Genomic DNA, 21,216 nt, shown 5'->3' with positions numbered 1-21,216 from the left:
TGACTAATACTAGAAAGAAGGAATGGTACGTATGAGAAAAAAAACAATTGGCGAGGTTCTACGTTTAGCTAGAATTAATCAGGGATTGAGTTTAGAGGAATTGCAGGAAAAAACTGAAATTCAGTTGCATTTTCTAGAAGCTATGGAGGCAGATGATTTTGATCAACTTCCTAGTACCTTCTATGCTCGTTCTTTTTTAAGAAAATATGCCTGGGCAGTAGAGTTAGATGAAAGAATTGTATTGGATGCCTATGATTCAGGTAGTATGATCACTTATGAAGAGGTAGATGTCGATGAAGAAGACTTGTCTGGTCGCAGACGATCAAATAAGAAAAAAACGTCTTATCTCCCCTTGTTTTATTTCGTTCTATTTGCTTTGTCAATTTTAATTTTTGTCACTTACTATGTTTGGAACTACATCCAAACTCAGCCAAATCCTTCTTCAGCTAATTATAGTGTTGTGAACTCGACTAGTTCCACAACCTCATCTAGTTCATCTTCTAGTAGTCAGACGTCTAGCTCGTCTTCTACTACGGAATCAACTATTACAGTGTCAGGCGAAGGAAACCGCATTGAAGCTCGGTATAAAACGAGTAAGGAAACAGCTACGGTTCAGCTGACTGTTTCGGATGCAACTAGCTGGGTAAGTGTTTCAGGAAGTGACCTTGAAGGTGGTGTGACCTTGTCATCAGACAATAAAAACGCAAAAACAACAGTTTCAACTAAGAATCCCGTTACCATTACTTTAGGTGTAGTGAAGGGAGTTACTGTAACTGTGGACAATCAAACGATTGATACTTCGAAGCTGACAACTCAGACTGGAACTGTAACACTTACATTTACTACAGATTAAGGAAAAATCAATGAAAAAAGAACAAATTCCTAATGTATTAACTATTGGTAGAATTCTCTTTATACCTCTCTTTATCCTTATTTTGACTTTGGGCCATTCACAAGGCAGTCATTTGCTAGCATCGATAATTTTTGCAGTTGCTAGTGTAACGGATTATCTTGATGGTTACCTTGCTCGCAAATGGAATGTAGTCAGCAACTTTGGAAAATTTGCTGATCCGATGGCCGATAAGCTGTTGGTTATGTCAGCTTTTATCATGTTGATTGAGTTAGGTATGGCTCCGGCTTGGGTTGTTGCTATTATCATCTGTCGTGAACTTGCGGTGACAGGCTTGCGTTTGTTGCTTGTTGAGACGGGAGGGACAGTTCTAGCAGCAGCGATGCCAGGGAAAATCAAGACCTTTAGTCAGATGTTTGCCATTATCTTTTTGCTCTTACATTGGAATTTAATTGGTCAGCTGTTACTTTATATCGCTTTGTTTTTCACTATCTACTCTGGTTATGATTATTTCAAGGGTAGCGCTCATGTATTCAAAGGGACATTTGGTTCGAAATGAAATCGATTATTGAAGTAAAAGATCTGTCTTTTCGTTACAAGGAAGACCAGGATCATTATGATGTTAATAATGTCTCGTTTCACGTGAAACGGGGAGAATGGCTTTCAATTGTAGGTCATAATGGGAGTGGAAAATCGACAACTATCCGTTTGATTGATGGATTGCTTGAAGCAGACTCTGGGGAAATCTGGATAGATGGCCAACTGCTGTCCTCTGAGAATGTTTGGGATTTGCGTCGACAAATTGGTATGGTTTTTCAAAATCCAGATAACCAATTTGTGGGGGCAACTGTTGAAGATGATGTCGCCTTTGGTTTAGAAAACCAGGGACTTCCTCGTGAAGAAATGAAGAAGAGAGTGGCTGAATCTTTGGAGTTGGTAGGTATGCTGGACTTTAAGAAGAGAGAACCAGCTCGTTTATCTGGTGGACAAAAACAACGGGTGGCTATTGCGGGAGTTGTTGCCCTGAGGCCAGCTATTTTGATTTTGGACGAGGCAACAAGTATGTTGGATCCTGAGGGACGCAGAGAACTGATTCAGACAGTTCAAGAGATTCGAAAAGACCACCAGATGACAGTCGTCTCCATTACACATGATTTAGAGGAAGTTGCGATGAGTGACCGTGTCTTGGTCATGAAAAAAGGCCAAGTGGAGTCAACCAGCAGCCCAAGAGAACTTTTTTCTCGGGATGACCTTGACCAGATAGGGTTAGATGAGCCTTTTACTAATCAATTGAGAGAATCTTTGAGAGAGACTGGTTATCAGTTGCCGGATGGCTATTTGACAGAAGGAGAGCTAGAGGACAAGTTATGGGAATTACTCTAGAAAATGTGAGCTTTACCTATCAAGAGGGGACTCCCCTATCTTCATCAGCCTTGACTGATGTTTCTTTGACGATTGAGGATGGTTCCTATACAGCTTTAGTAGGGCACACAGGTAGTGGGAAATCAACGATTTTACAGCTTTTAAATGGCCTATTGGTACCAAGTAAGGGTTCTGTTCGAGTTTTTGATACCGTCATTACCCCTACATCAACCAATAAAGAAATTCGTCAGATTCGAAAGCAAGTTGGTCTAGTGTTTCAATTTGCTGAAAATCAGATTTTCGAAGAGACTGTTTTGAAAGATGTCGCATTTGGACCGCAAAATTTTGGAGTTTCTGAGGAAGAGGCCAAGAAAATTGCGCGTGAAAAGTTAGCCTTGGTAGGCATCGATGAGTCACTCTTTGAGCGCAGTCCTTTTGAACTTTCGGGTGGTCAGATGAGACGTGTGGCTATAGCAGGTATGCTAGCCATGGAGCCAACTGTCTTGGTTTTGGATGAGCCTACAGCTGGACTAGATCCTCTGGGCAGAAAAGAACTGATGACCTTGTTTAAAAAACTCCACCTTTCTGGAATGACAATCGTTCTGGTAACGCATTTGATGGATGACGTAGCTGCATATGCTGATCAGGTTTATGTTATGGAAAAGGGGCGTTTGATCAAAAGTGGCAAACCGAGCGAAGTTTTCCAAGATGTAGCCTCTATGGAAAAGGTGCAGTTAGGTGTGCCTAAAATAACAGCCTTTTGTAAACGTTTGGCAGATAGAGGTGTAGCTTTTAAAAAATTGCCAATCAAGATAGAGGAGTTTAAGGAGTCGCTAAATGGATAGTATGATTTTAGGGCGTTATATACCGGGGGATTCCATTATTCATCGCTTGGATCCACGTAGTAAATTGCTTGCCATGATCCTGTTGATTTTGATTGTATTTTGGGCTAATAATCCCCTCACCAATCTCATTTTGTTTATAGCGACAGGTATATTTATCGCTTTGTCAGGCGTTTCCCTCTCATTTTTCGTTCAGGGATTAAAATCCATGTTCTTCTTGATTGCTTTTACGACTCTTTTTCAGCTCTTTTTCATTTCAAGTGGAAATGTCCTATTTGAGTTTTCTTTTATAAGAATAACGGATTATGCTTTGCAACAAGCAGGAATCATTTTCTGTCGTTTTGTGTTGATTATTTTCTTTTCAACCTTGCTAACCTTAACGACCATGCCTTTGAGTCTGGCAGCTGCAGTTGAAGCTCTTTTAGCACCGCTGAAACGCGTGAAAGTTCCCGTTCATGAAATTGGTCTCATGTTATCAATGAGTTTGCGTTTTGTTCCAACCTTGATGGATGATACGACGAGAATTATGAATGCTCAAAAAGCTCGTGGAGTTGACTTTGGCGAAGGTAGCATCGTTCAAAAAGTAAAGGCTATGATTCCAATTTTAATTCCTCTTTTTGCGACGAGCTTAAAGCGTGCAGATTCATTGGCAATAGCCATGGAAGCGCGTGGTTATCAGGGAGGAAAGGGTAGAAGTCAGTATAGACAGTTGAGATGGAGTCAAAAGGATACACTGGCAATTCTTGTGATTTTGGTACTGGGATGTTTCTTATTTTTCTTAAAATCTTAGCAGGTTTGTAGGATTGATAAGAAGCTCACAGTAGCAGGTTTTTAGTATAAAGGTAGGAATATGAACCGTTTTAAAAAATCAAAATATCTAATCATCGTTTTTGTCACAGTTCTGGCAGTTTCTGTACTATTAGTGACAACCTATTCAAGCGCTATTGTGACGAAACTAGGAGATGGGATTTCCTTGGTAGATAGAATTGTTCAAAAACCCTTTCAGTGGTTTGATACTTTCAAATCAGATTTGGGACATTTGACGCAGACTTACAATGAAAACGAAAGTCTAAAAAAACAGCTTTATCAACTAGAGGTGGAGTCTAATCAATCAGAAAGTTTAAAAAATGAAAATGAACAATTACGTCAGTTGCTGGATATGAAGTCAAAATTGCAGGCTACAAAAACCATTGCAGCAGATGTGATTATGCGAGCTCCAGTATCTTGGAAACAAGAGTTAACAATTGATGCGGGAAGTTCAAAAGGAGCTTCTGAAAATATGTTGGCCATTGCAAACGGGGGTTTGATTGGTAGTGTTTCAAAGGTGGAGGATCATTCAACAACGATCAACCTATTGACAAACACCGAAAATTCAGACAAAATTTCTGTTAAAATCCTGCATGGTTCTACTGAAATTTACGGGATTATCGTTGGTTATGATAAGGAATCTGAACTGCTTAAAATTAGTCAATTAAACAGCAACAGCGACATTAGCGCGGGAGACAAGGTGACTACAGGGGGGCTCGGAAACTTTAATGTTAAGGATATCCCTGTTGGAGAAGTTGTTGCTACAACACATAGCAGTGATTATCTAACAAAGGAAGTAACAGTAAAGTTAAGTGCTGACACCAAAAATCTTCATGTGGTAGAGTTAGTGGGGAATTAGCAATGAGACTGTTAAAACAAATTGGTATTTTCTTTTTACTCCCTTTTGTCGTACTAATTGATGCACATATTGGACAATTAGCGGGATCCTTCTTCCCTCACTTTCATTTAGCAAGTCATTTTCTGTTTTTATTTCTCTTGTTTGAGACAATTGAGGTTTCAGAATATCTCTATCTAGCTTATTGCGGTATAGTGGGTTTAGTGTACGATATCTATTTTTTCCACTTGATAGGAATTGCAACACTTCTATTTATCTTGATAGGAGCTTCGCTCCATAAATTTAATAGTGTAATTTTGCTAAACCGTTGGACAAGAATGTTAACAATAGTTGTGATGAGTTTCCTATTTGATATGGGGAGTTATCTTCTTGCTTTGGCTGTGGGATTGACGGTAGATTCTATGCCAGTCTTCATTGTCTATAGTCTTGTCCCATCAATGATTCTGAACTTCTTATGGATGGTGATTTTCCAATATATTTTTGAAAAATGTTATCTATAAGAAAGAAATAAAAATGTAACAAAGGCGTAATATTTATTATGTCTTTTTTTGGTATACTAGTAATGTCTTAAATAGAAGGAGTATCTACACAATATGAAGAAAAAAATCTTAGCGTCACTTTTATTAAGTACAGTATTGGTTTCACAAGCGGCGGTATTAACAACTGTTCATGCTGAAACAACTGATGAAAAGATTGCTGCTCAAGATAGTAAGATTAGTAATTTGACATCTCAACAAAAAGAAGCTCAAAAACAAGTAGATGAAATCCAAACGCAAGTTACAGCTATCCAAACTCAACAAACGAACTTGGAAGCTGAGAACGAAACTCTACAAGCTGAATCTAAAAAACTTGAAGGAGAAATTACAGAGCTTTCTAAGAACATTGTTGCTCGTAATGAATCTTTGGAGAAACAAGCACGTAGCGCACAAACAAACGGTGCTGCAACTAGCTATATCAATACAATTGTAAACTCAAAATCAATTACAGAAGCTATTTCACGTGTTGCAGCAATGAGCGAGATTGTATCAGCTAACAACAAAATGTTGGAACAACAGAAAGCTGATAAGAAATCTATCGCTGAAAAACAGGTTGCAAATAATGAAGCAATCAACACTGTCATTGCGAACCAACAAACGCTTGCTGACGATGCACAAGCATTGACAACAAAACAAGCAGAGTTGAAAGTTGCTGAGTTAAACCTTGCTGCAGAGAAAGCTACTGCAGAAAGCGATAAAGCTACTTTATTGGAACAAAAAGCAGCAGCAGAGGCAGAAGCGAAAGCAGCAGCCGAAGCAGAAGCGGCTTATAAAGCACGTCAAACAAGCCAACAACAATCAGTTGTTGCTTCTGGAAATACAACACTTTCAGATCAAGTGCAAGCAACTTCAAGCTCTTCATCAGATGATGATTCGAGCTACACTCCAGCACCTGCTCCAACTCCAGCTAGACAGCGTCCAACATACAGTACAAATGCTTCAAGTTATCCAACTGGTGAATGTACTTGGGGAGCTAAAACATTAGCACCTTGGGCTGGAGATTACTGGGGTAACGGAGCGCAGTGGGCTACAAGTGCAGCAGCTGCAGGATTCCGTACTGGATCAACTCCACAAGTTGGTGCGATTGCATGTTGGAATGACGGTGGATATGGACACGTAGCGGTTGTTACAGCAGTTTCATCATCAACTAGCATTCAAGTATCAGAATCAAACTATGGTGGAAATCGTACAATCGGTAACAAACGTGGATGGTTCAACCCAACTACAACTTCTGAAGGTTATGTAACATACATCTATCCAAACTAATGAATGAAACGAAGAGGCTCGATTTGAGTCTCTTTTCTTTTTTAGTCTTAAGTTAGGCTAAAAACTAGCAAAACCACTTGAAAATATCGTTAAAATGTGGTAAAATGAAACTTGTCGTGTAAACGATAATACTCATTCTTGATGAATTGTGAAACTGTTGCCCTCGGGTCGTTTTGCAAGTTGAAGTCGAGGAGAGGAAAAAAACAAAAAGGAGAAATACTCATGGCAGTAATTTCAATGAAACAACTTCTTGAGGCTGGTGTACACTTTGGTCACCAAACTCGTCGCTGGAACCCTAAGATGGCTAAGTACATCTTCACTGAGCGTAACGGAATCCACGTTATCGACTTGCAACAAACTGTAAAATACGCTGACCAAGCATACGACTTTATGCGTGATGCAGCAGCTAACGATGCAGTTGTATTGTTTGTTGGTACTAAAAAACAAGCTGCTGACGCTGTTAAAGAAGAAGCAGAACGTTCAGGTCAATACTACATCAACCACCGTTGGTTGGGTGGAACTCTTACTAACTGGGGAACTATCCAAAAACGTATTGCTCGTTTGAAAGAAATCAAACGTATGGAAGAAGAAGGAATCTTCGACGTTCTTCCTAAGAAAGAAGTTGCACTTCTTAATAAACAACGTGCACGTCTTGAAAAATTCTTGGGTGGTATCGAAGACATGCCTCGTATCCCTGATGTAATGTACGTAGTTGACCCACATAAAGAACAAATCGCTGTTAAAGAAGCTAAAAAATTGGGTATCCCAGTTGTAGCGATGGTTGACACAAATACTGACCCAGACGATATCGATGTAATCATCCCAGCTAACGATGACGCTATCCGCGCTGTTAAATTGATCACAGCTAAATTGGCTGACGCTATCATCGAAGGACGTCAAGGTGAAGACGCAGCAGCAGTTGAAGCAGAATTTGCAGCTTCAGAAGCTCAAGCTGACTCAATCGAAGAAATCGTTGAAGTTGTAGAAGGCGACAACGCTTAATTCATATAAATAGTAATTACCTAGGAGGGCGGGGCCTAGCCCAGCTCTCCTATTTTTAAAAAATATAGGAGAATCAAAATGGCAGAAATTACAGCTAAACTTGTAAAAGAGTTGCGTGAAAAATCTGGTGCCGGTGTTATGGACGCTAAAAAAGCGCTTGTAGAAACAGACGGTGACATCGAAAAAGCGATTGAATTGCTTCGTGAAAAAGGTATGGCGAAGGCAGCTAAGAAAGCTGACCGTGTTGCAGCTGAAGGTTTGACTGGTGTATTTGTTAACGGTAACGTTGCAGCAGTAGTTGAAGTAAATGCCGAAACTGACTTCGTTGCGAAAAACGCTCAATTCGTTGACTTGGTAAACGCAACAGCTAAAGTAATCGCTGAAGGAAAACCAGCTAACAACGAAGAAGCTCTTGCTTTGACAATGCCTTCAGGTGAAACTCTTGAAGCTGCATATGTATCTGCAACAGCTACAATCGGTGAAAAAATCTCATTCCGTCGTTTTGCTTTGCTTGAAAAAACAGATGCACAACACTTCGGAGCATACCAACACAATGGTGGACGTATCGGTGTTATCTCTGTAATCGAAGGTGGAGACGAAGCGCTTGCTAAACAAATCTCAATGCACATTGCTGCGATGAAACCAACAGTTCTTTCTTACAAAGAATTGGATGAGCAATTCGTTAAAGATGAGTTGGCACAATTGAACCACGTAATCGACCAAGATAACGAAAGCCGTGCAATGGTTGGTAAACCAGCTCTTCCACACTTGAAGTATGGATCAAAAGCACAATTGTCTGATGAAGTGATTGCTCAAGCTGAAGCTGATATCAAAGCTGAGTTGGCTGCAGAAGGCAAACCAGAAAAAATCTGGGACAAAATCATCCCAGGTAAAATGGACCGCTTCATGCTTGACAACACCAAAGTTGACCAAGCATACACACTTCTTGCACAAGTATACATCATGGATGACAGCAAGACAGTTGAAGCTTACCTTGAATCAGTAAATGCTTCAGTAGTTGAGTTCGCTCGCTTTGAAGTTGGTGAAGGTATCGAGAAAGCTGCAAACGACTTTGAAGCAGAAGTTGCAGCTACAATGGCAGCAGCCTTGAATAACTAATAGAAAAGGAAGCAAATTGCTTCCTTTTTCTTTTGGTCTAGAGAGTAGATTCTGTATGAGTAAACAAAAAGCCCTTTAATAAGGGCTAAGTGTATTTAGGAGGTTACACTTCAAATTCATAGAGTGCTGTAGACAAATAACGTTCGCCGTTATCTGGTGCTAAAGCAAGGACTTTCTTACCTGTACCTAATTTCTTGGCAACCTCAATTGCCCCGTAAATTGCTGCAGCTGAAGAAATCCCAACCAGGAAGCCTTCTTTTCCACCAATTTCACGGCCAAGCGCTAGAGCATCATCTGACGTTACGCGAACGATACCATCATAGGCTTTTGTATCAAGTGTTTCAGGAATAAATCCAGCTGAGATGCCTTGAATTTTGTGAGGTCCTGGTTTTTCACCAGACAAGATAGCTGACTCGTCTGCCTCAACTGCATAAACTTGAATGTTTGAATTTGCTGCTTTAAGAGCGTGAGAAACACCTGAGATCGTTCCACCGGTGCCAACACCACCTACAAAAGCATCTAGTCCATCAGAACCGAAAGCAGCCAGTATTTCAGCTCCTGTTGTTCTTTCGTGTACTTCTGGATTAGCTGGATTATTAAATTGGAGTGGAAGGAAGCCGTCTCGTTCAGCGGCGATTTCCTGAGCTTTGGCAATAGCCCCTTTCATTCCTTCGCTACCAGGAGTAAGGACGAGTTCAGCACCATAGGCTTGGATAATCTTGCGTCGTTCCACACTCATCGTTTCAGGCATGACGATAACAACTTTATATCCTTTAGCGGCACCAACCCATGAAAGACCGATACCAGTGTTTCCACTCGTTGCTTCAACAATAGTAGCTCCCGGTTTTAGAATACCATCTTGTTCTGCTTTTTCAATCATGCTAAGGGCAATACGGTCTTTTACTGACGATCCAGGGTTAAAAGCTTCTAGTTTAACATAGACGTCTGCAGCACCCTCTGGAACAATGTTGTTGAGTTTAACAATCGGTGTTTGTCCAATAAGTTCAGTGATATTATTATAAATAGTCATAGATATACCTCTTTGTATAAGATGATACTAGTATAACGCGCTTAAGGCTATTTGTAAAATATAGAAATCCTATCAAAGTGATAGGATTTTTTTATATCAAAGGTCTAAGCCATTAATTTTTAATCGATTGTGATAAGCCAATTCTAATAAATAGGTGTAAAGAGGGAGGATGTCCGTTTTTTTAGGGAATTCAAATTTATGGAAACTCAGATGCTCATTATGTGCTTTAAGAGAGATATTTTCTAAATAAGTAATCGTAATCTCACTATCATCTATACCTGCTCCAGCAGTTTCCATTTCAACGTTTACAATGTTCATCAAAAAGAGTGACTTAACAGACACCTTGCGACCAGTGGCACCTTGCTTATCTGTAAAAATAATACGAATATTTGTAAAGATGATGGAATCGCGAATAAGTTTATATCCACTTTGAATTTCTTCATTCTCTAGTAGATATTGACCATATTCTTTGATAAGAGTCTCTTTGTTTTCCTCGCTGAAGTTACCAGCAAGTCCTTGAATAAATTTTCCAAACACCATGTATTTCTCCTTTATTTACACTAAGTTTACAGGAACTTCAACTTCTCGTAAACCTTGATCTGTTAAAGTAACCTTTCCATTAAAAAACTCTACAAGAGCAGACTTAATATTTTCTTTCTCTTCCTTATCAACATAAATCATTGTATCAACTTGATCTGTAAAGTTTGTATCCAGCTCCATGAGATGATGCTCTCTAAGGAAATTGCCATATTCTTGATACTGAGCGTAAGACATCTGAATGGCTATGTCAGCCTGTTCTTTGATTTCAATAATGCCAATTTCTTTGACAGCCAAGGCCACACTACCTGCGTAAGCACGAATCAAACCTCCAGCGCCTAACTTAATTCCACCAAAGTAACGAGTAACTACTACGCAGACATTGGTAAGATTATGATTTTCTAAGACGCCAAGCATAGGGACTCCAGCAGTACCACTAGGTTCGCCATCATCACTCGTACGCTTGATCTCACTGCGTTCCCCTACAATAAAAGCAGAGCAGTTATGGGTGGCTTTGTAGTGTTCTTTTTTGATAGCAGTGATAAAGTCACGAGCTTCTTCTTCACTATAGACACGCTTGGCATGACAGATAAAGCGTGATTTTTTGATTTCTTCTTGGACCTGCCCATCCTCTTTAATTGTTCTAAATTCCATGATTTAATTGTACTAAAAAATTACCTAAAGCGCTATATTTTTACGAATATTAAAGTATGAAAGTAAATCCAAATTATCTCGGTCGCTTGTTTACTGAGAAAGAATTAACGGAAGAAGAACGACAGGAAGCAGTGAGACTGCCAGCAATGAGAAAAGAGAAGGGGAAACTGTTTTGTCAACGTTGTAATAGTTTGATTCTAGAAGAATGGTATTTGCCTATTGGTGCCTACTATTGTAGGGAGTGTTTGCTGATGAAGCGAGTCAGGAGTGATCAAGCTTTGTACTATTTTCCGCAGGAAGATTTTCCTAAGCAAGATGTTCTCAAATGGTGTGGTCAGTTAACCCCTTTTCAGGAAAAGGTATCAGAGGGGTTGATTCGAGCAGTCGAAAAGAAAGAACCGACTTTAGTTCATGCTGTGACAGGAGCTGGAAAGACAGAGATGATCTATCAAGTTGTAGCTAAAGTGATTGATGATGGTGGTGCAGTTTGTTTGGCCAGTCCTCGAATTGATGTATGTTTAGAACTGTATAAGCGACTGCAGAATGACTTTGCTTGCGATATAGCGCTACTCCATGGCGAATCAGAGCCCTATTTTCGAACTCCCTTAGTAATTGCAACAACTCATCAGTTATTAAAATTTTATCATGCTTTTGATTTGTTGATAGTGGATGAGGTAGATGCCTTTCCTTATGTTGACAACACTATGCTTTACTATGCTGTAAAGAATAGTGTAAAGGAGGATGGATTGAGGATATTCCTTACAGCAACTTCTACAGATGAGTTAGATAGGAAGGTTCGCACAGGAGAATTAAAACGATTAAGCTTGCCGAGACGGTTTCATGGAAATCCTTTGATTATTCCTAAACCAGTCTGGTTATCGGATTTTAATCGCTGTTTAGAGAAAAGCCAGTTATCAACCAAGTTAAAGACTTATATTGAGAAACAGAGAAGAACAGGTTATCCATTGCTAATTTTTACATCAGAGATTAAGAAAGGCGAAAAACTAAAAGAAACACTACAGGTGTATTTCCCAGATGAGAAAATTGGTTTTGTATCTTCTGTCACAGAAAATCGATTAGAGCAGGTGCAAGCTTTTCGAGATGGAGAGTTGACGATACTGATCAGTACGACAATATTGGAACGCGGAGTTACCTTCCCTTGTGTAGATGTTTTCGTAGTAGAAGCTAATCATCGTCTCTTTACCAAGTCTAGTTTGATTCAGATTGGAGGGCGAGTTGGACGCAGTATGGATAGACCAACTGGTGAGTTGCTCTTCTTTCATGATGGATTAAATGCTTCCATCAAAAAGGCAATCAAGGAAATCAAGCAGATGAACAAGGAGGCAGGGTTATGAACTGTTTACTATGTGACCAGACTACAAAGAGTGAACTGACTTTTAGCAGTCTCTTCATTTTAAAAGATGACTGCAGTTATCTTTGCTCAGCTTGTGCTTCTAGTTTTGAGAAGATTGGTGAGAATTATTGCCCAAACTGTATGAAAAAAGGCATGTCAACTAAGTGTCAAGATTGTAAACTTTGGTGTAAAGAAGGAATTCAGGTTGATCATAAGGCAATCTTTACCTATAATCAAGCTATGAAAGACTTTTTCAGTCGATATAAGTTTGATGGCGATTTTTTGCTTAGAAAAGTTTTTGCTTCTGTTCTTGCTGAGGAGTTGAAAAAGTATAGAGGTTATCAATTTGTTTTGATTCCCCTAAGTCCTGAAAGATTGCTTGAGAGGGGATTTAACCAGGTTGAAGGTTTGGTTGAGGCAGCAGGCTTTTCTTTTAAAGATATATTAGGAAAAAGAGAAGAGAGCGCTAGTTCTTCTAAAAGCCGTTTGGAAAGGTTAGCTACTGAAATTCCATTTTTTATTAAAGATGGAATCTCACTTCCTAAGAAGATTTTGCTGATTGATGACATCTATACAACAGGGGCAACTGTGAATCGTGTGAAACGACTTTTGGAAGAAGCAGGTGCTTTGGAAGTTAAAACTTTTTCCCTTGTAAGATGAGGAAAAAATTTGCAAAATGAAAATGAAAGCGTTATAATATAGTTAGAAAAACAAAAATGTTTAGAAAGAAGGTACTTATATGATTAAATATAGTATCCGTGGTGAAAACCTAGAAGTAACAGAAGCAATTCGTGATTATGTAGTTTCTAAACTCGAAAAGATCGAAAAGTATTTCCAACCTGAGCAGGAGTTGGATGCACGTGTGAACTTGAAAGTTTACCGTGAAAAAACAGCAAAGGTTGAGGTAACAATTCCACTTGGATCTATCACTCTTCGTGCTGAAGATATTTCCCAAGATATGTATGGTTCTATCGATCTTGTAACAGATAAAATTGAACGTCAGATTCGTAAAAATAAAACTAAAATCGAACGTAAGAATAAAAGTAAAGTTGCGACAAGTCAACTCTTTACAGATGCTCTAGTTGAAGATGCAGATGTTGTGCAACCCAAAGTCGTTCGTTCAAAACAAATTGATTTGAAGCCAATGGATTTAGAAGAAGCCCTTCTTCAAATGGATTTATTGGGACATGATTTCTTTATTTATGTAGATGTAGAAGATCAAACAACTAATGTTTTGTATCGCCGTGAAGATGGTGAAGTTGGTTTGTTAGAAGTAAAAGAATCATAAAATAGAATTTTTAAAGTGGTTTACACCAGTGTAAACCATTTTTATATTGCATTATTATAAAAGGTATAAATGGGGGCAGTTATGAAAGACGTGGTGATTGTTTCAGCAGTGCGAACTCCAATAGGCTCCTTTGGAGGAAGTTTGAAGAATGTTTCAGCTGTTGATTTGGGAGCTTTGGTTATTAAGAGTGCTTTGGAAAAAGCCAATGTCAAACCAGAGCAGGTAGACGAAGTGATTATGGGGAATGTCCTAGGCGCAGGTTTAGGTCAAAACGTAGCTCGTCAAATGAGCGTTCATGCAGGACTCCCTGAATTTACACCAGCCTTTGCCATCAATAAGGTTTGTGGTTCCGGTTTGAAGGCCGTGCAGTTGGCTGCTCAAGCGATTCGATGTGGCGATGCAGATATTATCGTAGCTGGTGGTGCAGAAAACATGAGTCAGGCTCCATACGTTTTGCCAAGTTTCCGTTGGGGTGGTCGTATGGGAGATTCGAAAGTGGTAGATACCATGATTAAGGATGGTTTGTCTGATGCCTTTAACGAATACCATATGGGAATTACAGCCGAGAATGTGGCTGAAGAATATGGCATCAGTCGAGAAGAGCAAGATGCTCTTGCTTTAGAGTCACAAAAACGAGCAGTTGCAGCTATAGAATCTGGCCGCTTTAAAGAAGAGATTATTCCAGTTGTCATTCCTCAACGCAAAGGCGATCCTATCGTTTTTGATACAGATGAATATCCTAGAAAAGATGCTAGCTTGGAGAGTTTGTCTAAGCTAGGTCCTATTTTCAAAAAAGACGGTTCTGTCACAGCGGGAAATGCTTCAGGAATCAATGACGGGGCAGCAGCTGTCTTAATCATGAGTGCTGAAAAAGCTGAAGAATTAGGACTTTCAGTGATTGCCCGCATTCGTTCGTATGCAAGTGCAGGTTTGGATCCTAAGATGATGGGATGTGGACCGATTTATGCGACTCGCAAGGCTCTTGAAAAAGGCAATTTGACAGTTGAAGATCTCGACTTGATTGAGTCAAATGAAGCTTTTGCTGCCCAGGCTTGTGCAGTTGGTAAAACACTTGGTTTCAACACAGATATTGTCAACGTCAATGGTGGCGCCATTGCTCTTGGTCACCCAATTGGGGCCTCCGGTTGCCGTATCCTAGTAACGCTGGTACATGAGATGATGAAACGAGATGCTAAAACTGGGTTAGCAACTCTCTGTATCGGAGGAGGGATGGGGACTGCCCTTATCGTGGAACGTTAGGTGTTAGTGATCTGAACACGTGGGTAGGAGGGTGATGATCCCCTCCTCCTTTTGTGTCTGAAGTTAGAGAAATCAATCATGAAAGAAGGGCTTGCATCTTTTAAAGGGTCGCTTTTTAAGGGCATTTGTGATATAATAATGCGCAAGAGGTTTAGAATGAAAAAAAATAATTTAATCCCGTTTTCTGCAGTCTTGCTAGGACTTGCAACTTTCGGAATCTTAACTTTGCTGATTATTTTTTCACATAATCTTGCTGTAACAATCACTGTTTTGTTTTTATTTGTACTGCTTTATTTGCTTTTATTCGTTTGGCAAAAAAAACAGTATGAAAAGAGCGAAATTGAACAAATCCAATATGTAAATCACCAAGCCGAAAATAGCTTGAGTACTTTGCTTGATCAAATGCCGGTGGGAGTACTGAAATTAGACTTATCAAGTGGAGAAGTGGAATGGTTTAATCCCTATGCTGAGCTGATTTTAACTACTGAAGAAGGCGAAATTGATGTTGAGTTAATTCAAACCATCATCAAGGCTTCTGTTGGGAATCCAGGTTCGTATGCTACCTTGGGCGAAACACGATATGCTGTTCATATGGACAAGGCTTCGGGTGTTTTGTATTTCTTTGATGTTTCTGGGGAGTACGAAGCAACTGTCGAATTGGTAACTAGCCGTCCAGTCATTGGAGTCATCTCAGTAGATAACTATGATGATTTGGAGGATGCGACATCTGACTCTGATATCAGCCATATCAATAGCTTTGTAGCTAATTTTGTTTCAGAATTTGCTAGTAAGTATGCTATGTTTTCTCGCCGTGTGGGGATGGATCGTTTTTATGTATTCACAGATTACACGGTACTAGAGGAATTGATGAATGATAAATTCTCCGTTATTGATACTTTCCGAGAAGAATCAAAACAGAGGCAGCTGGCCCTAACCTTAAGTATGGGATTTTCTTATGGTGATGGAAACCATGAAGAGATAGGGAAAATTGCCTTGCTCAACTTGAACTTAGCAGAAGTTCGCGGTGGTGACCAGGTGGTGGTCAAGGAAAATAACGAAACCAAGAATCCTGTCTACTTTGGTGGAGGGACTGCTGCATCTATCAAACGTACTCGTACACGTACCAGAGCCATGATGACAGCCATTTCTGATAAGATTCGAAGTGTTGACCAAGTTTTTGTAGTCGGTCATAAAAATCTAGATATGGATGCTTTGGGCTCTGCTGTTGGTATGCAGTTGTTTGCAAGTAATATTATTGAGAACAGTTATGCTGTCTATGATGCAGACCATATGCCAGCAGATATCAAACGTGCTATTCAGTTCTTGAAGAAGGAAGATGTCACGAAACTTTTATCTCTTACAGATGCGATGAAGTTAGTTACAAACCGTTCATTATTGATTCTGGTGGATCATTCCAAGACGGCTTTGACCTTGTCAAAAGATTTTTATAATTTGTTCACTCAAACCATTGTTATTGACCATCATAGACGTGATCAGGATTTCCCTGAGAATGCAGTCATCACCTATATTGAAAGTGGAGCAAGTAGTGCCAGTGAGTTGGTCACAGAATTGATTCAGTTCCAAAATTCTAAGAAGAATCGTTTGAGTCGTATGCAGGCCAGTGTTTTGATGGCTGGTATGATGCTGGATACCAAGAATTTCACATCTCGCGTGACGAGCCGAACCTTTGATGTGGCTAGCTATCTGAGAACACGGGGAAGTGACAGTATTGCTATCCAGGAGATTGCTGCGACAGATTTTGAAGAGTACCGTGAGGTAAATGAACTCATTTTACAAGGTCGTAAGTTGGGTTCAGATATCTTGATTGCCCAAGCTAAGGACTCAATGTCTTATGACACAGTTGTTATCAGTAAGGCTGCTGATGCTATGTTGGCTATGTCTGGTATTGAGGCTAGTTTCGTTCTGGCAAAAAATACACAAGGATTTATCTCCATCTCGGCTCGAAGTCGTAGTAAAATCAATGTGCAACGCATTATGGAAGAGCTGGGTGGTGGAGGTCACTTTAATCTAGCTGCCGCGCAAATCGAGGATATGAGTTTGTCGGAAGCAGGAGAAAAATTGACTCAACTAATCTTGGAAGAACTAAAGGAAAAGGAGAAAGAAGAATGAAAGTAATCTTTTTAGCAGATGTTAAGGGAAAAGGAAAAAAAGGTGAAATTAAGGAAGTGCCAACTGGCTATGCTCAAAACTTCCTGATTAAAAAGAATTTGGCCAAGGAAGCAACTGCTCAAGCAGTGGGTGAGTTGCGTGGAAAACAAAAATCAGAAGAAAAGGCTCATGCTGAAATGATTGCTGAAGCAAAGGCTATCAAGGCTAAGCTTGAAGCAGAAGAAACGGTTGTAGAGTTTGTTGAAAAGGTTGGACCAGATGGCCGTACATTTGGCTCAATCACCAATAAGAAGATTGCAGAAGAATTGCAAAAGCAGTTTGGTATTAAGATTGATAAACGCAATATTCAAGTGCAAGCACCAATTCGAGCAGTAGGTTTGATTGATGTACCAGTGAAGATCTATCAAGATGTTACAAGTGTCATCAATCTTCGTGTAAAAGAAGGTTAAGTTTACAACTTCTTGACAAGATTGTAAAAGGAAGGAAAGTCGGATGGCAGAAGTAGAGGAACTGCGAGTTCAACCTCAGGATATTTTGGCAGAACAATCTGTTTTGGGGGCTATTTTTATAGATGAGAGTAAGCTCGTTTTTGTCCGAGAATATATTGATTCTCGTGACTTCTTTAAATATGCTCATCGGTTGATTTTCCAAGCGATGATAGACTTGTCGGATCGTGGGGAAGCGATTGATGCGACGACAGTTCGGACGATTTTGGATAGTCAAGGGGATCTCCAAAATATTGGTGGCTTGTCTTACATTGTTGAAATTGTCAACTCTGTACCAACTTCAGCTAATGCGGAATATTATGCTAAAATCGTAGCTGAAAAGGCTATGCTACGTCGCTTGATTTCCAAGTTGACAGAGTCTGTCAACCAAGCCTATGAGGCTTCTAAGCCTGCAGATGAAATCATTGCTCAGGCTGAAAAGGGGCTCATTGATGTTAGCGAAAACGCCAATCGTAGTGGGTTCAAGAACATCCGAGATATTCTAAATATCAACTTTGGGAACCTAGAAGTTCGGTCACAACAAACAACGGATATCACTGGTATTGCAACGGGTTACCGTGATTTGGACCATATGACGACAGGTCTCCATGAGGAGGAGTTAATTATCCTAGCGGCGCGTCCAGCGGTTGGTAAGACGGCCTTTGCTTTGAATATTGCTCAGAACATCGGGACCAAGTTGGACAAGACGGTAGCCATCTTTTCACTGGAAATGGGTGCAGAAAGCCTAGTAGACCGTATGCTAGCAGCAGAAGGTTTGGTGGAGTCTCATTCTATTCGTACTGGTCAATTGACTGATGAGGAGTGGCAAAAATATACCATTGCTCAAGGGAACCTAGCCAACGCGAGTATCTATATCGATGATACGCCAGGGATTCGGATCACGGAAATTCGTTCGCGTTCACGTAAACTGGCTCAAGAAACAGGCAATCTAGGCTTGATTTTGATCGACTACCTACAGCTTATTACAGGGACTGGTCGTGAGAACCGCCAACAAGAAGTCTCTGAAATTTCTCGTCAGTTGAAAATCCTAGCTAAGGAGCTAAAGGTTCCAGTCATTGCTCTCAGTCAGTTATCTCGTGGTGTGGAACAGCGTCAGGATAAGAGGCCAGTCTTGTCTGATATTCGTGAATCGGGTTCTATCGAGCAGGATGCGGATATCGTAGCCTTTCTGTACCGTGACGACTACTACGATCGTGCAGGTGAAGAAGAGGAAGGAATTCCAAATAACAAGGTAGAGGTTATCATCGAGAAAAACCGTAGTGGAGCTCGTGGAACGGTGGAATTGATTTTCCAAAAAGAATACAATAAATTTTCAAGTATCTCAAAGAGGGAGGCATAAAATGTCAGATGCATTTACAGATGTAGCCAAGATGAAAAAAATCAAAGAAGAGATCAAGGCACATGAGGGACAAGTCGTTGAAATGACTTTGGAGAATGGTCGTAAGCGCCAAAAAAATAGATTGGGTAAGCTAATTGAGGTGTATCCATCTCTATTTATCGTTGAATTTGGGGATGTTGAGGGAGACAAACAGGCCAATGTCTATGTCGAATCCTTCACCTACTCAGATATCTTGACAGAAAAGAACTTGATTCGCTATCTAGACCAAGAATCTTAAAATGAAGTGAGCTTTGCTCACTTTTTTCTTTTTCTCTCGAATAGTATAAACGAGGGTAACCTCGGAAATTTATATTATTAAGGAGAATGAATGACGTTTTTTAAATCAGGAGTTAAGAAGAGTAGATGTACTCAGTTGAGTGTAGGGCTGGCTACTTTGTTCGTTACGAGTACCTTTTTGTTTGGTGGAGAATCGGTTCAAGCCGATAGTGTAGCGCGTGGAGATGATTATCCGCTTCACTACAAAAATGGTAGTGTTGAAATCGATCAGTGGCGGATGTATTCTCGCCAGTGTACCTCTTTTGCGGCCTTTCGTTTGAGTAGTGTAAATGGCTTTGAGATTCCCCCTGCCTATGGAAATGCAAATGAATGGGGACATCGTGCAAGGCGAGAAGGCTACCGTGTGGATACTAAGCCAGAAGTTGGGGCTATTGCTTGGTCGACAGAAGGTTATTATGGGCACGTGGCCTGGGTATCAAATGTATCAGGGGATACGATTGAGATCGAAGAGTATAATTATGGGGTTCGAGAAAAGTATAACCGTCGAAAAGTCAAGGCTAGTTCGATGACAGGTTTTATTCATTTCAGGGATTTATCTGCTAGCCATAGTGCGGGTGAGAATGCTCGTAGCTCAGAGCTTCCGTCCAGCGGGACAATAGTGTTCACGGGGAAATCACCTATTATGGACCAACCGTCAAGTACAGGACATGTTATTGACTACTATTATGCTGGTGAGAGTGTGAGTTATGATCAAGTTCTTGAAAAGGATGGATATAAGTGGCTCGGCTATCTATCCTACAGTGGTTCTAGAAGATATGTGCAGTATGAAAAGTTAAGCAATACAGAGAATGGGTGGAAAAAAGAAGAAGGGAGTTGGTATTACCGAGAGAATGGTAAGCTGGCGACAGGATGGAAAAAAGTTAACAGCAATTGGTATCATTTAAAAGAAAATGGGGCCATGTCAACTGGCTGGATTAAGGATGGCTCTCACTGGTATTATCTAAAGGCTTCGGGTGAGATGCAGACGGGCTGGCTTAAAGACAAGGGAACTTGGTATTACTTAGAGGAATCTGGCCGGATGAAAGCTAGTCAATGGTTCCAAGTCTCGGGGAAACATTACTATGTCGATGCTTCGGGAGCCTTAGCTGTTAATACGATTATTGATGGCTACAGACTAGACAGTGATGGGGTAAGGATAGGAAGTGTTTCTTAAACATCATACAAGCTTTCTTCTTGTTCATAAAATTTTAAAATGGATATCGAATTAGTTGACGTTCTTTAAATAGTATAATATAATAACATTAAAAACTATAAAAGGGGCTTTGTCTAATGGACAAGAAGAAAGTTATTTTAACAAGTTTAGCAAGTGCAGCTGTATTGGGTGCTAGTGTACTCGTTTCACAGCCTTCAGTAGTTAAGGCAGATGAAGGGAAAGCAGAAGAGCAGGCAGTTGTTCCTGCACAACCACAAGCTGGAACAGAAGGGGAGAGCGGTGCTCAAACTGAAAAGGGATCAGAAAACGCTAGTCCAGCTAATCCTGGTGCGACAAATCCAGCTAAAATGACCAAAGAAGAGTTGATGAAGGCTTTGGATGAACTTGAGGAACAGGCTATTAGTGATATTAAGGATAAGGAAGCAATTGAGGACAAAGAGGCTGCAACTGAAGCTGTGAAGGAATATATCGGTAAGATGTATATTTCAGACACTCTTGAGTCTGGAGAGCTCAGCCTAGATAATATCATCGCTGAATTGCCAGAAGGTGCAGAAGATAAGGCTGTGGTAACAGGTCCTGAAGCTCAAACTAATAAAAAATTATCTACTGAGGAGAAGGCTCTACTAGACCAGGCTAAAAAAGATGCCAAAGAACAAGTTTCTCAAGCGACGGATGCTCTGGTTCAAGCCCTAGCATCTCTTGAAAATGCTGTAATTGAAGACATTAAAAAAGACGCTTCAATCACCGATAAAGAAGCGGCTATCAAAGAAGCCAAAGAAGAGATTGGTAAAGAAGATCTTTTGAAGGCTATCGCAGATGAGGATTTGGAGATTGGTGATGTTATTGTAGACTGGCCAGCAGATACAAGAGAGCACAAAACGGCAGCTGAACCTGTATCAGAATTCACAGATGAAGACCAAGCTAAGCTAGACGAAGCTGATAAAGAGGCTCAGGTTGATGCAGCCAAAGTTCGCTCAGATTTAATCGCT

General features: G+C 40.2%; 22 protein-coding genes and 1 pseudogene. 20 read left to right on the top strand and 3 right to left on the bottom strand.

Going from position 1 to position 21,216, the window contains the following annotated elements:
• Positions 1-31 precede the first annotated feature (31 nt).
• The 10 genes from rodZ to tsf all read left to right on the top strand — a co-directional run bounded on the left by rodZ (position 32) and on the right by tsf (position 8,640).
• Positions 32-853 (top strand): cytoskeleton protein RodZ, encoded by an 822-nt coding sequence (gene rodZ, locus HMPREF2766_RS09585; protein ID WP_070569585.1) that lies wholly within the window; start codon positions 32-34, stop codon positions 851-853.
• Positions 854-863: 10 nt separating this feature from the next.
• Positions 864-1,409: a CDP-diacylglycerol--glycerol-3-phosphate 3-phosphatidyltransferase gene (pgsA, locus tag HMPREF2766_RS09580; RefSeq protein ID WP_070569582.1), complete on the top strand. Its 546-nt coding sequence runs from the start codon at positions 864-866 to the stop codon at positions 1,407-1,409.
• Entirely contained in the window at positions 1,406-2,233 is an 828-nt protein-coding gene (locus tag HMPREF2766_RS09575) for an energy-coupling factor ABC transporter ATP-binding protein (RefSeq protein WP_000835733.1), read from the top strand. Before pgsA ends, HMPREF2766_RS09575 begins: the two co-directional genes overlap by 4 nt.
• A complete protein-coding gene (locus tag HMPREF2766_RS09570; RefSeq protein ID WP_042903075.1) occupies positions 2,218-3,057 on the top strand; it encodes an energy-coupling factor transporter ATPase in 840 nt (279 codons plus the stop codon). The genes HMPREF2766_RS09575 and HMPREF2766_RS09570 overlap by 16 nt, the downstream gene beginning before the upstream one ends.
• A complete protein-coding gene (locus tag HMPREF2766_RS09565; protein WP_000377881.1) occupies positions 3,050-3,844 on the top strand; it encodes an energy-coupling factor transporter transmembrane component T family protein in 795 nt (264 codons plus the stop codon). Before HMPREF2766_RS09570 ends, HMPREF2766_RS09565 begins: the two co-directional genes overlap by 8 nt.
• 60 nt (positions 3,845-3,904) lie before the next feature.
• Positions 3,905-4,720: a rod shape-determining protein MreC gene (mreC, locus tag HMPREF2766_RS09560; RefSeq protein WP_001078970.1), complete on the top strand. Its 816-nt coding sequence runs from the start codon at positions 3,905-3,907 to the stop codon at positions 4,718-4,720.
• A 2-nt stretch (positions 4,721-4,722) separates the two neighbouring features.
• Entirely contained in the window at positions 4,723-5,217 is a 495-nt protein-coding gene (gene mreD / locus HMPREF2766_RS09555) for a rod shape-determining protein MreD (RefSeq protein ID WP_070569579.1), read from the top strand.
• 93 nt (positions 5,218-5,310) lie between these two features.
• Positions 5,311-6,519, top strand: coding sequence for a peptidoglycan hydrolase PcsB (gene pcsB / locus HMPREF2766_RS09550; protein WP_070569576.1), 1,209 nt, complete (start codon positions 5,311-5,313; stop codon positions 6,517-6,519).
• A gap of 222 nt (positions 6,520-6,741) precedes the next feature.
• A complete protein-coding gene (gene rpsB / locus HMPREF2766_RS09545) occupies positions 6,742-7,521 on the top strand; it encodes a 30S ribosomal protein S2 (protein WP_000268475.1) in 780 nt (259 codons plus the stop codon).
• A gap of 78 nt (positions 7,522-7,599) precedes the next feature.
• A complete protein-coding gene (gene tsf / locus HMPREF2766_RS09540) occupies positions 7,600-8,640 on the top strand; it encodes a translation elongation factor Ts (RefSeq protein ID WP_000808056.1) in 1,041 nt (346 codons plus the stop codon).
• Between the two features lie 103 nt (positions 8,641-8,743).
• On the opposite strand, the gene cysK is transcribed toward tsf, so the two are convergent.
• The 3 genes from cysK to HMPREF2766_RS09525 form a co-directional block, all read right to left on the bottom strand.
• A complete protein-coding gene (gene cysK, locus HMPREF2766_RS09535; protein ID WP_000158480.1) occupies positions 8,744-9,670 on the bottom strand; it encodes a cysteine synthase A in 927 nt (308 codons plus the stop codon).
• Positions 9,671-9,766: 96 nt separating this feature from the next.
• Positions 9,767-10,210, bottom strand: coding sequence for a PH domain-containing protein (locus HMPREF2766_RS09530; RefSeq protein WP_000231197.1), 444 nt, complete (start codon positions 10,208-10,210; stop codon positions 9,767-9,769).
• 15 nt (positions 10,211-10,225) lie between these two features.
• Complete coding sequence (locus HMPREF2766_RS09525; RefSeq protein ID WP_070569573.1) at positions 10,226-10,861, bottom strand: YigZ family protein; 636 nt, start codon at positions 10,859-10,861, stop codon at positions 10,226-10,228.
• Positions 10,862-10,917: 56 nt separating this feature from the next.
• On the opposite strand from HMPREF2766_RS09525, the gene HMPREF2766_RS09520 reads away from it, so the two are divergent.
• The 10 genes and pseudogenes from HMPREF2766_RS09520 to HMPREF2766_RS09475 all read left to right on the top strand — a co-directional run.
• Positions 10,918-12,216 (top strand): ATP-dependent helicase ComFA, encoded by a 1,299-nt coding sequence (locus tag HMPREF2766_RS09520; RefSeq protein WP_000867705.1) that lies wholly within the window; start codon positions 10,918-10,920, stop codon positions 12,214-12,216.
• Positions 12,213-12,875 carry a ComF family protein gene (locus HMPREF2766_RS09515; RefSeq protein ID WP_000995709.1) on the top strand — a complete coding sequence of 221 codons (663 nt, stop codon included), beginning with the start codon at positions 12,213-12,215 and terminating at the stop codon, positions 12,873-12,875. The genes HMPREF2766_RS09520 and HMPREF2766_RS09515 overlap by 4 nt, the downstream gene beginning before the upstream one ends.
• A gap of 79 nt (positions 12,876-12,954) precedes the next feature.
• Positions 12,955-13,503: a ribosome hibernation-promoting factor, HPF/YfiA family gene (hpf, locus tag HMPREF2766_RS09510; RefSeq protein ID WP_000599114.1), complete on the top strand. Its 549-nt coding sequence runs from the start codon at positions 12,955-12,957 to the stop codon at positions 13,501-13,503.
• 81 nt (positions 13,504-13,584) lie between these two features.
• Complete coding sequence (locus HMPREF2766_RS09505) at positions 13,585-14,763, top strand: acetyl-CoA C-acetyltransferase (RefSeq protein WP_008284495.1); 1,179 nt, start codon at positions 13,585-13,587, stop codon at positions 14,761-14,763.
• Between the two features lie 156 nt (positions 14,764-14,919).
• The gene (locus HMPREF2766_RS09500) at positions 14,920-16,893 is read left to right on the top strand and encodes a DHH family phosphoesterase (RefSeq protein ID WP_070569569.1); all 1,974 of its coding nucleotides are present in this window, start codon (positions 14,920-14,922) and stop codon (positions 16,891-16,893) included.
• Positions 16,890-17,342: a 50S ribosomal protein L9 gene (gene rplI / locus HMPREF2766_RS09495; protein ID WP_000864211.1), complete on the top strand. Its 453-nt coding sequence runs from the start codon at positions 16,890-16,892 to the stop codon at positions 17,340-17,342. Before HMPREF2766_RS09500 ends, rplI begins: the two co-directional genes overlap by 4 nt.
• Positions 17,343-17,385: 43 nt before the next feature.
• Entirely contained in the window at positions 17,386-18,738 is a 1,353-nt protein-coding gene (dnaB, locus tag HMPREF2766_RS09490) for a replicative DNA helicase (protein ID WP_070569566.1), read from the top strand.
• Position 18,739: 1 nt separating this feature from the next.
• Complete coding sequence (locus HMPREF2766_RS09485) at positions 18,740-19,015, top strand: Veg family protein (protein ID WP_001278166.1); 276 nt, start codon at positions 18,740-18,742, stop codon at positions 19,013-19,015.
• Between the two features lie 90 nt (positions 19,016-19,105).
• The gene (locus HMPREF2766_RS09480) at positions 19,106-20,227 is read left to right on the top strand and encodes an SH3 domain-containing protein (RefSeq protein WP_070569563.1); all 1,122 of its coding nucleotides are present in this window, start codon (positions 19,106-19,108) and stop codon (positions 20,225-20,227) included.
• Positions 20,228-20,343: 116 nt separating this feature from the next.
• Positions 20,344-21,216, top strand: a pseudogene (locus HMPREF2766_RS09475) (cell wall anchor protein); the annotation flags it as partial.

Origin of the sequence: Streptococcus sp. HMSC076C08 (assembly GCF_001810825.1) — a bacterium.
GTDB lineage: Bacteria > Bacillota > Bacilli > Lactobacillales > Streptococcaceae > Streptococcus.
Note: the sequence above shows the minus strand (reverse complement) of the source record. Positions and strands in the feature narration are given on the sequence as shown.

Bases quoted from the DNA above. Each gene is read 5' to 3' on its own strand.
- HMPREF2766_RS09570 (WP_042903075.1), top strand. From the start codon at position 2,218: ATGGGAATTACTCTAGAAAATGTGAGCTTTACCTATCAAGAGGGGACT.
- tsf (WP_000808056.1), top strand. From the start codon at position 7,600: ATGGCAGAAATTACAGCTAAACTTGTAAAAGAGTTGCGTGAAAAATCT.
- dnaB (WP_070569566.1), top strand. From the start codon at position 17,386: ATGGCAGAAGTAGAGGAACTGCGAGTTCAACCTCAGGATATTTTGGCA.
- HMPREF2766_RS09505 (WP_008284495.1), top strand. From the start codon at position 13,585: ATGAAAGACGTGGTGATTGTTTCAGCAGTGCGAACTCCAATAGGCTCC.
- HMPREF2766_RS09575 (WP_000835733.1), top strand. From the start codon at position 1,406: ATGAAATCGATTATTGAAGTAAAAGATCTGTCTTTTCGTTACAAGGAA.
- HMPREF2766_RS09565 (WP_000377881.1), top strand. From the start codon at position 3,050: ATGGATAGTATGATTTTAGGGCGTTATATACCGGGGGATTCCATTATT.
- pgsA (WP_070569582.1), top strand. From the start codon at position 864: ATGAAAAAAGAACAAATTCCTAATGTATTAACTATTGGTAGAATTCTC.
- hpf (WP_000599114.1), top strand. From the start codon at position 12,955: ATGATTAAATATAGTATCCGTGGTGAAAACCTAGAAGTAACAGAAGCA.
- HMPREF2766_RS09480 (WP_070569563.1), top strand. From the start codon at position 19,106: ATGACGTTTTTTAAATCAGGAGTTAAGAAGAGTAGATGTACTCAGTTG.
- HMPREF2766_RS09520 (WP_000867705.1), top strand. From the start codon at position 10,918: ATGAAAGTAAATCCAAATTATCTCGGTCGCTTGTTTACTGAGAAAGAA.
- HMPREF2766_RS09525 (WP_070569573.1), bottom strand. From the start codon at position 10,861: ATGGAATTTAGAACAATTAAAGAGGATGGGCAGGTCCAAGAAGAAATC.
- HMPREF2766_RS09485 (WP_001278166.1), top strand. From the start codon at position 18,740: ATGTCAGATGCATTTACAGATGTAGCCAAGATGAAAAAAATCAAAGAA.
- rpsB (WP_000268475.1), top strand. From the start codon at position 6,742: ATGGCAGTAATTTCAATGAAACAACTTCTTGAGGCTGGTGTACACTTT.
- rplI (WP_000864211.1), top strand. From the start codon at position 16,890: ATGAAAGTAATCTTTTTAGCAGATGTTAAGGGAAAAGGAAAAAAAGGT.
- mreC (WP_001078970.1), top strand. From the start codon at position 3,905: ATGAACCGTTTTAAAAAATCAAAATATCTAATCATCGTTTTTGTCACA.
- HMPREF2766_RS09500 (WP_070569569.1), top strand. From the start codon at position 14,920: ATGAAAAAAAATAATTTAATCCCGTTTTCTGCAGTCTTGCTAGGACTT.
- mreD (WP_070569579.1), top strand. From the start codon at position 4,723: ATGAGACTGTTAAAACAAATTGGTATTTTCTTTTTACTCCCTTTTGTC.
- HMPREF2766_RS09515 (WP_000995709.1), top strand. From the start codon at position 12,213: ATGAACTGTTTACTATGTGACCAGACTACAAAGAGTGAACTGACTTTT.
- cysK (WP_000158480.1), bottom strand. From the start codon at position 9,670: ATGACTATTTATAATAATATCACTGAACTTATTGGACAAACACCGATT.
- rodZ (WP_070569585.1), top strand. From the start codon at position 32: ATGAGAAAAAAAACAATTGGCGAGGTTCTACGTTTAGCTAGAATTAAT.
- HMPREF2766_RS09530 (WP_000231197.1), bottom strand. From the start codon at position 10,210: ATGGTGTTTGGAAAATTTATTCAAGGACTTGCTGGTAACTTCAGCGAG.
- pcsB (WP_070569576.1), top strand. From the start codon at position 5,311: ATGAAGAAAAAAATCTTAGCGTCACTTTTATTAAGTACAGTATTGGTT.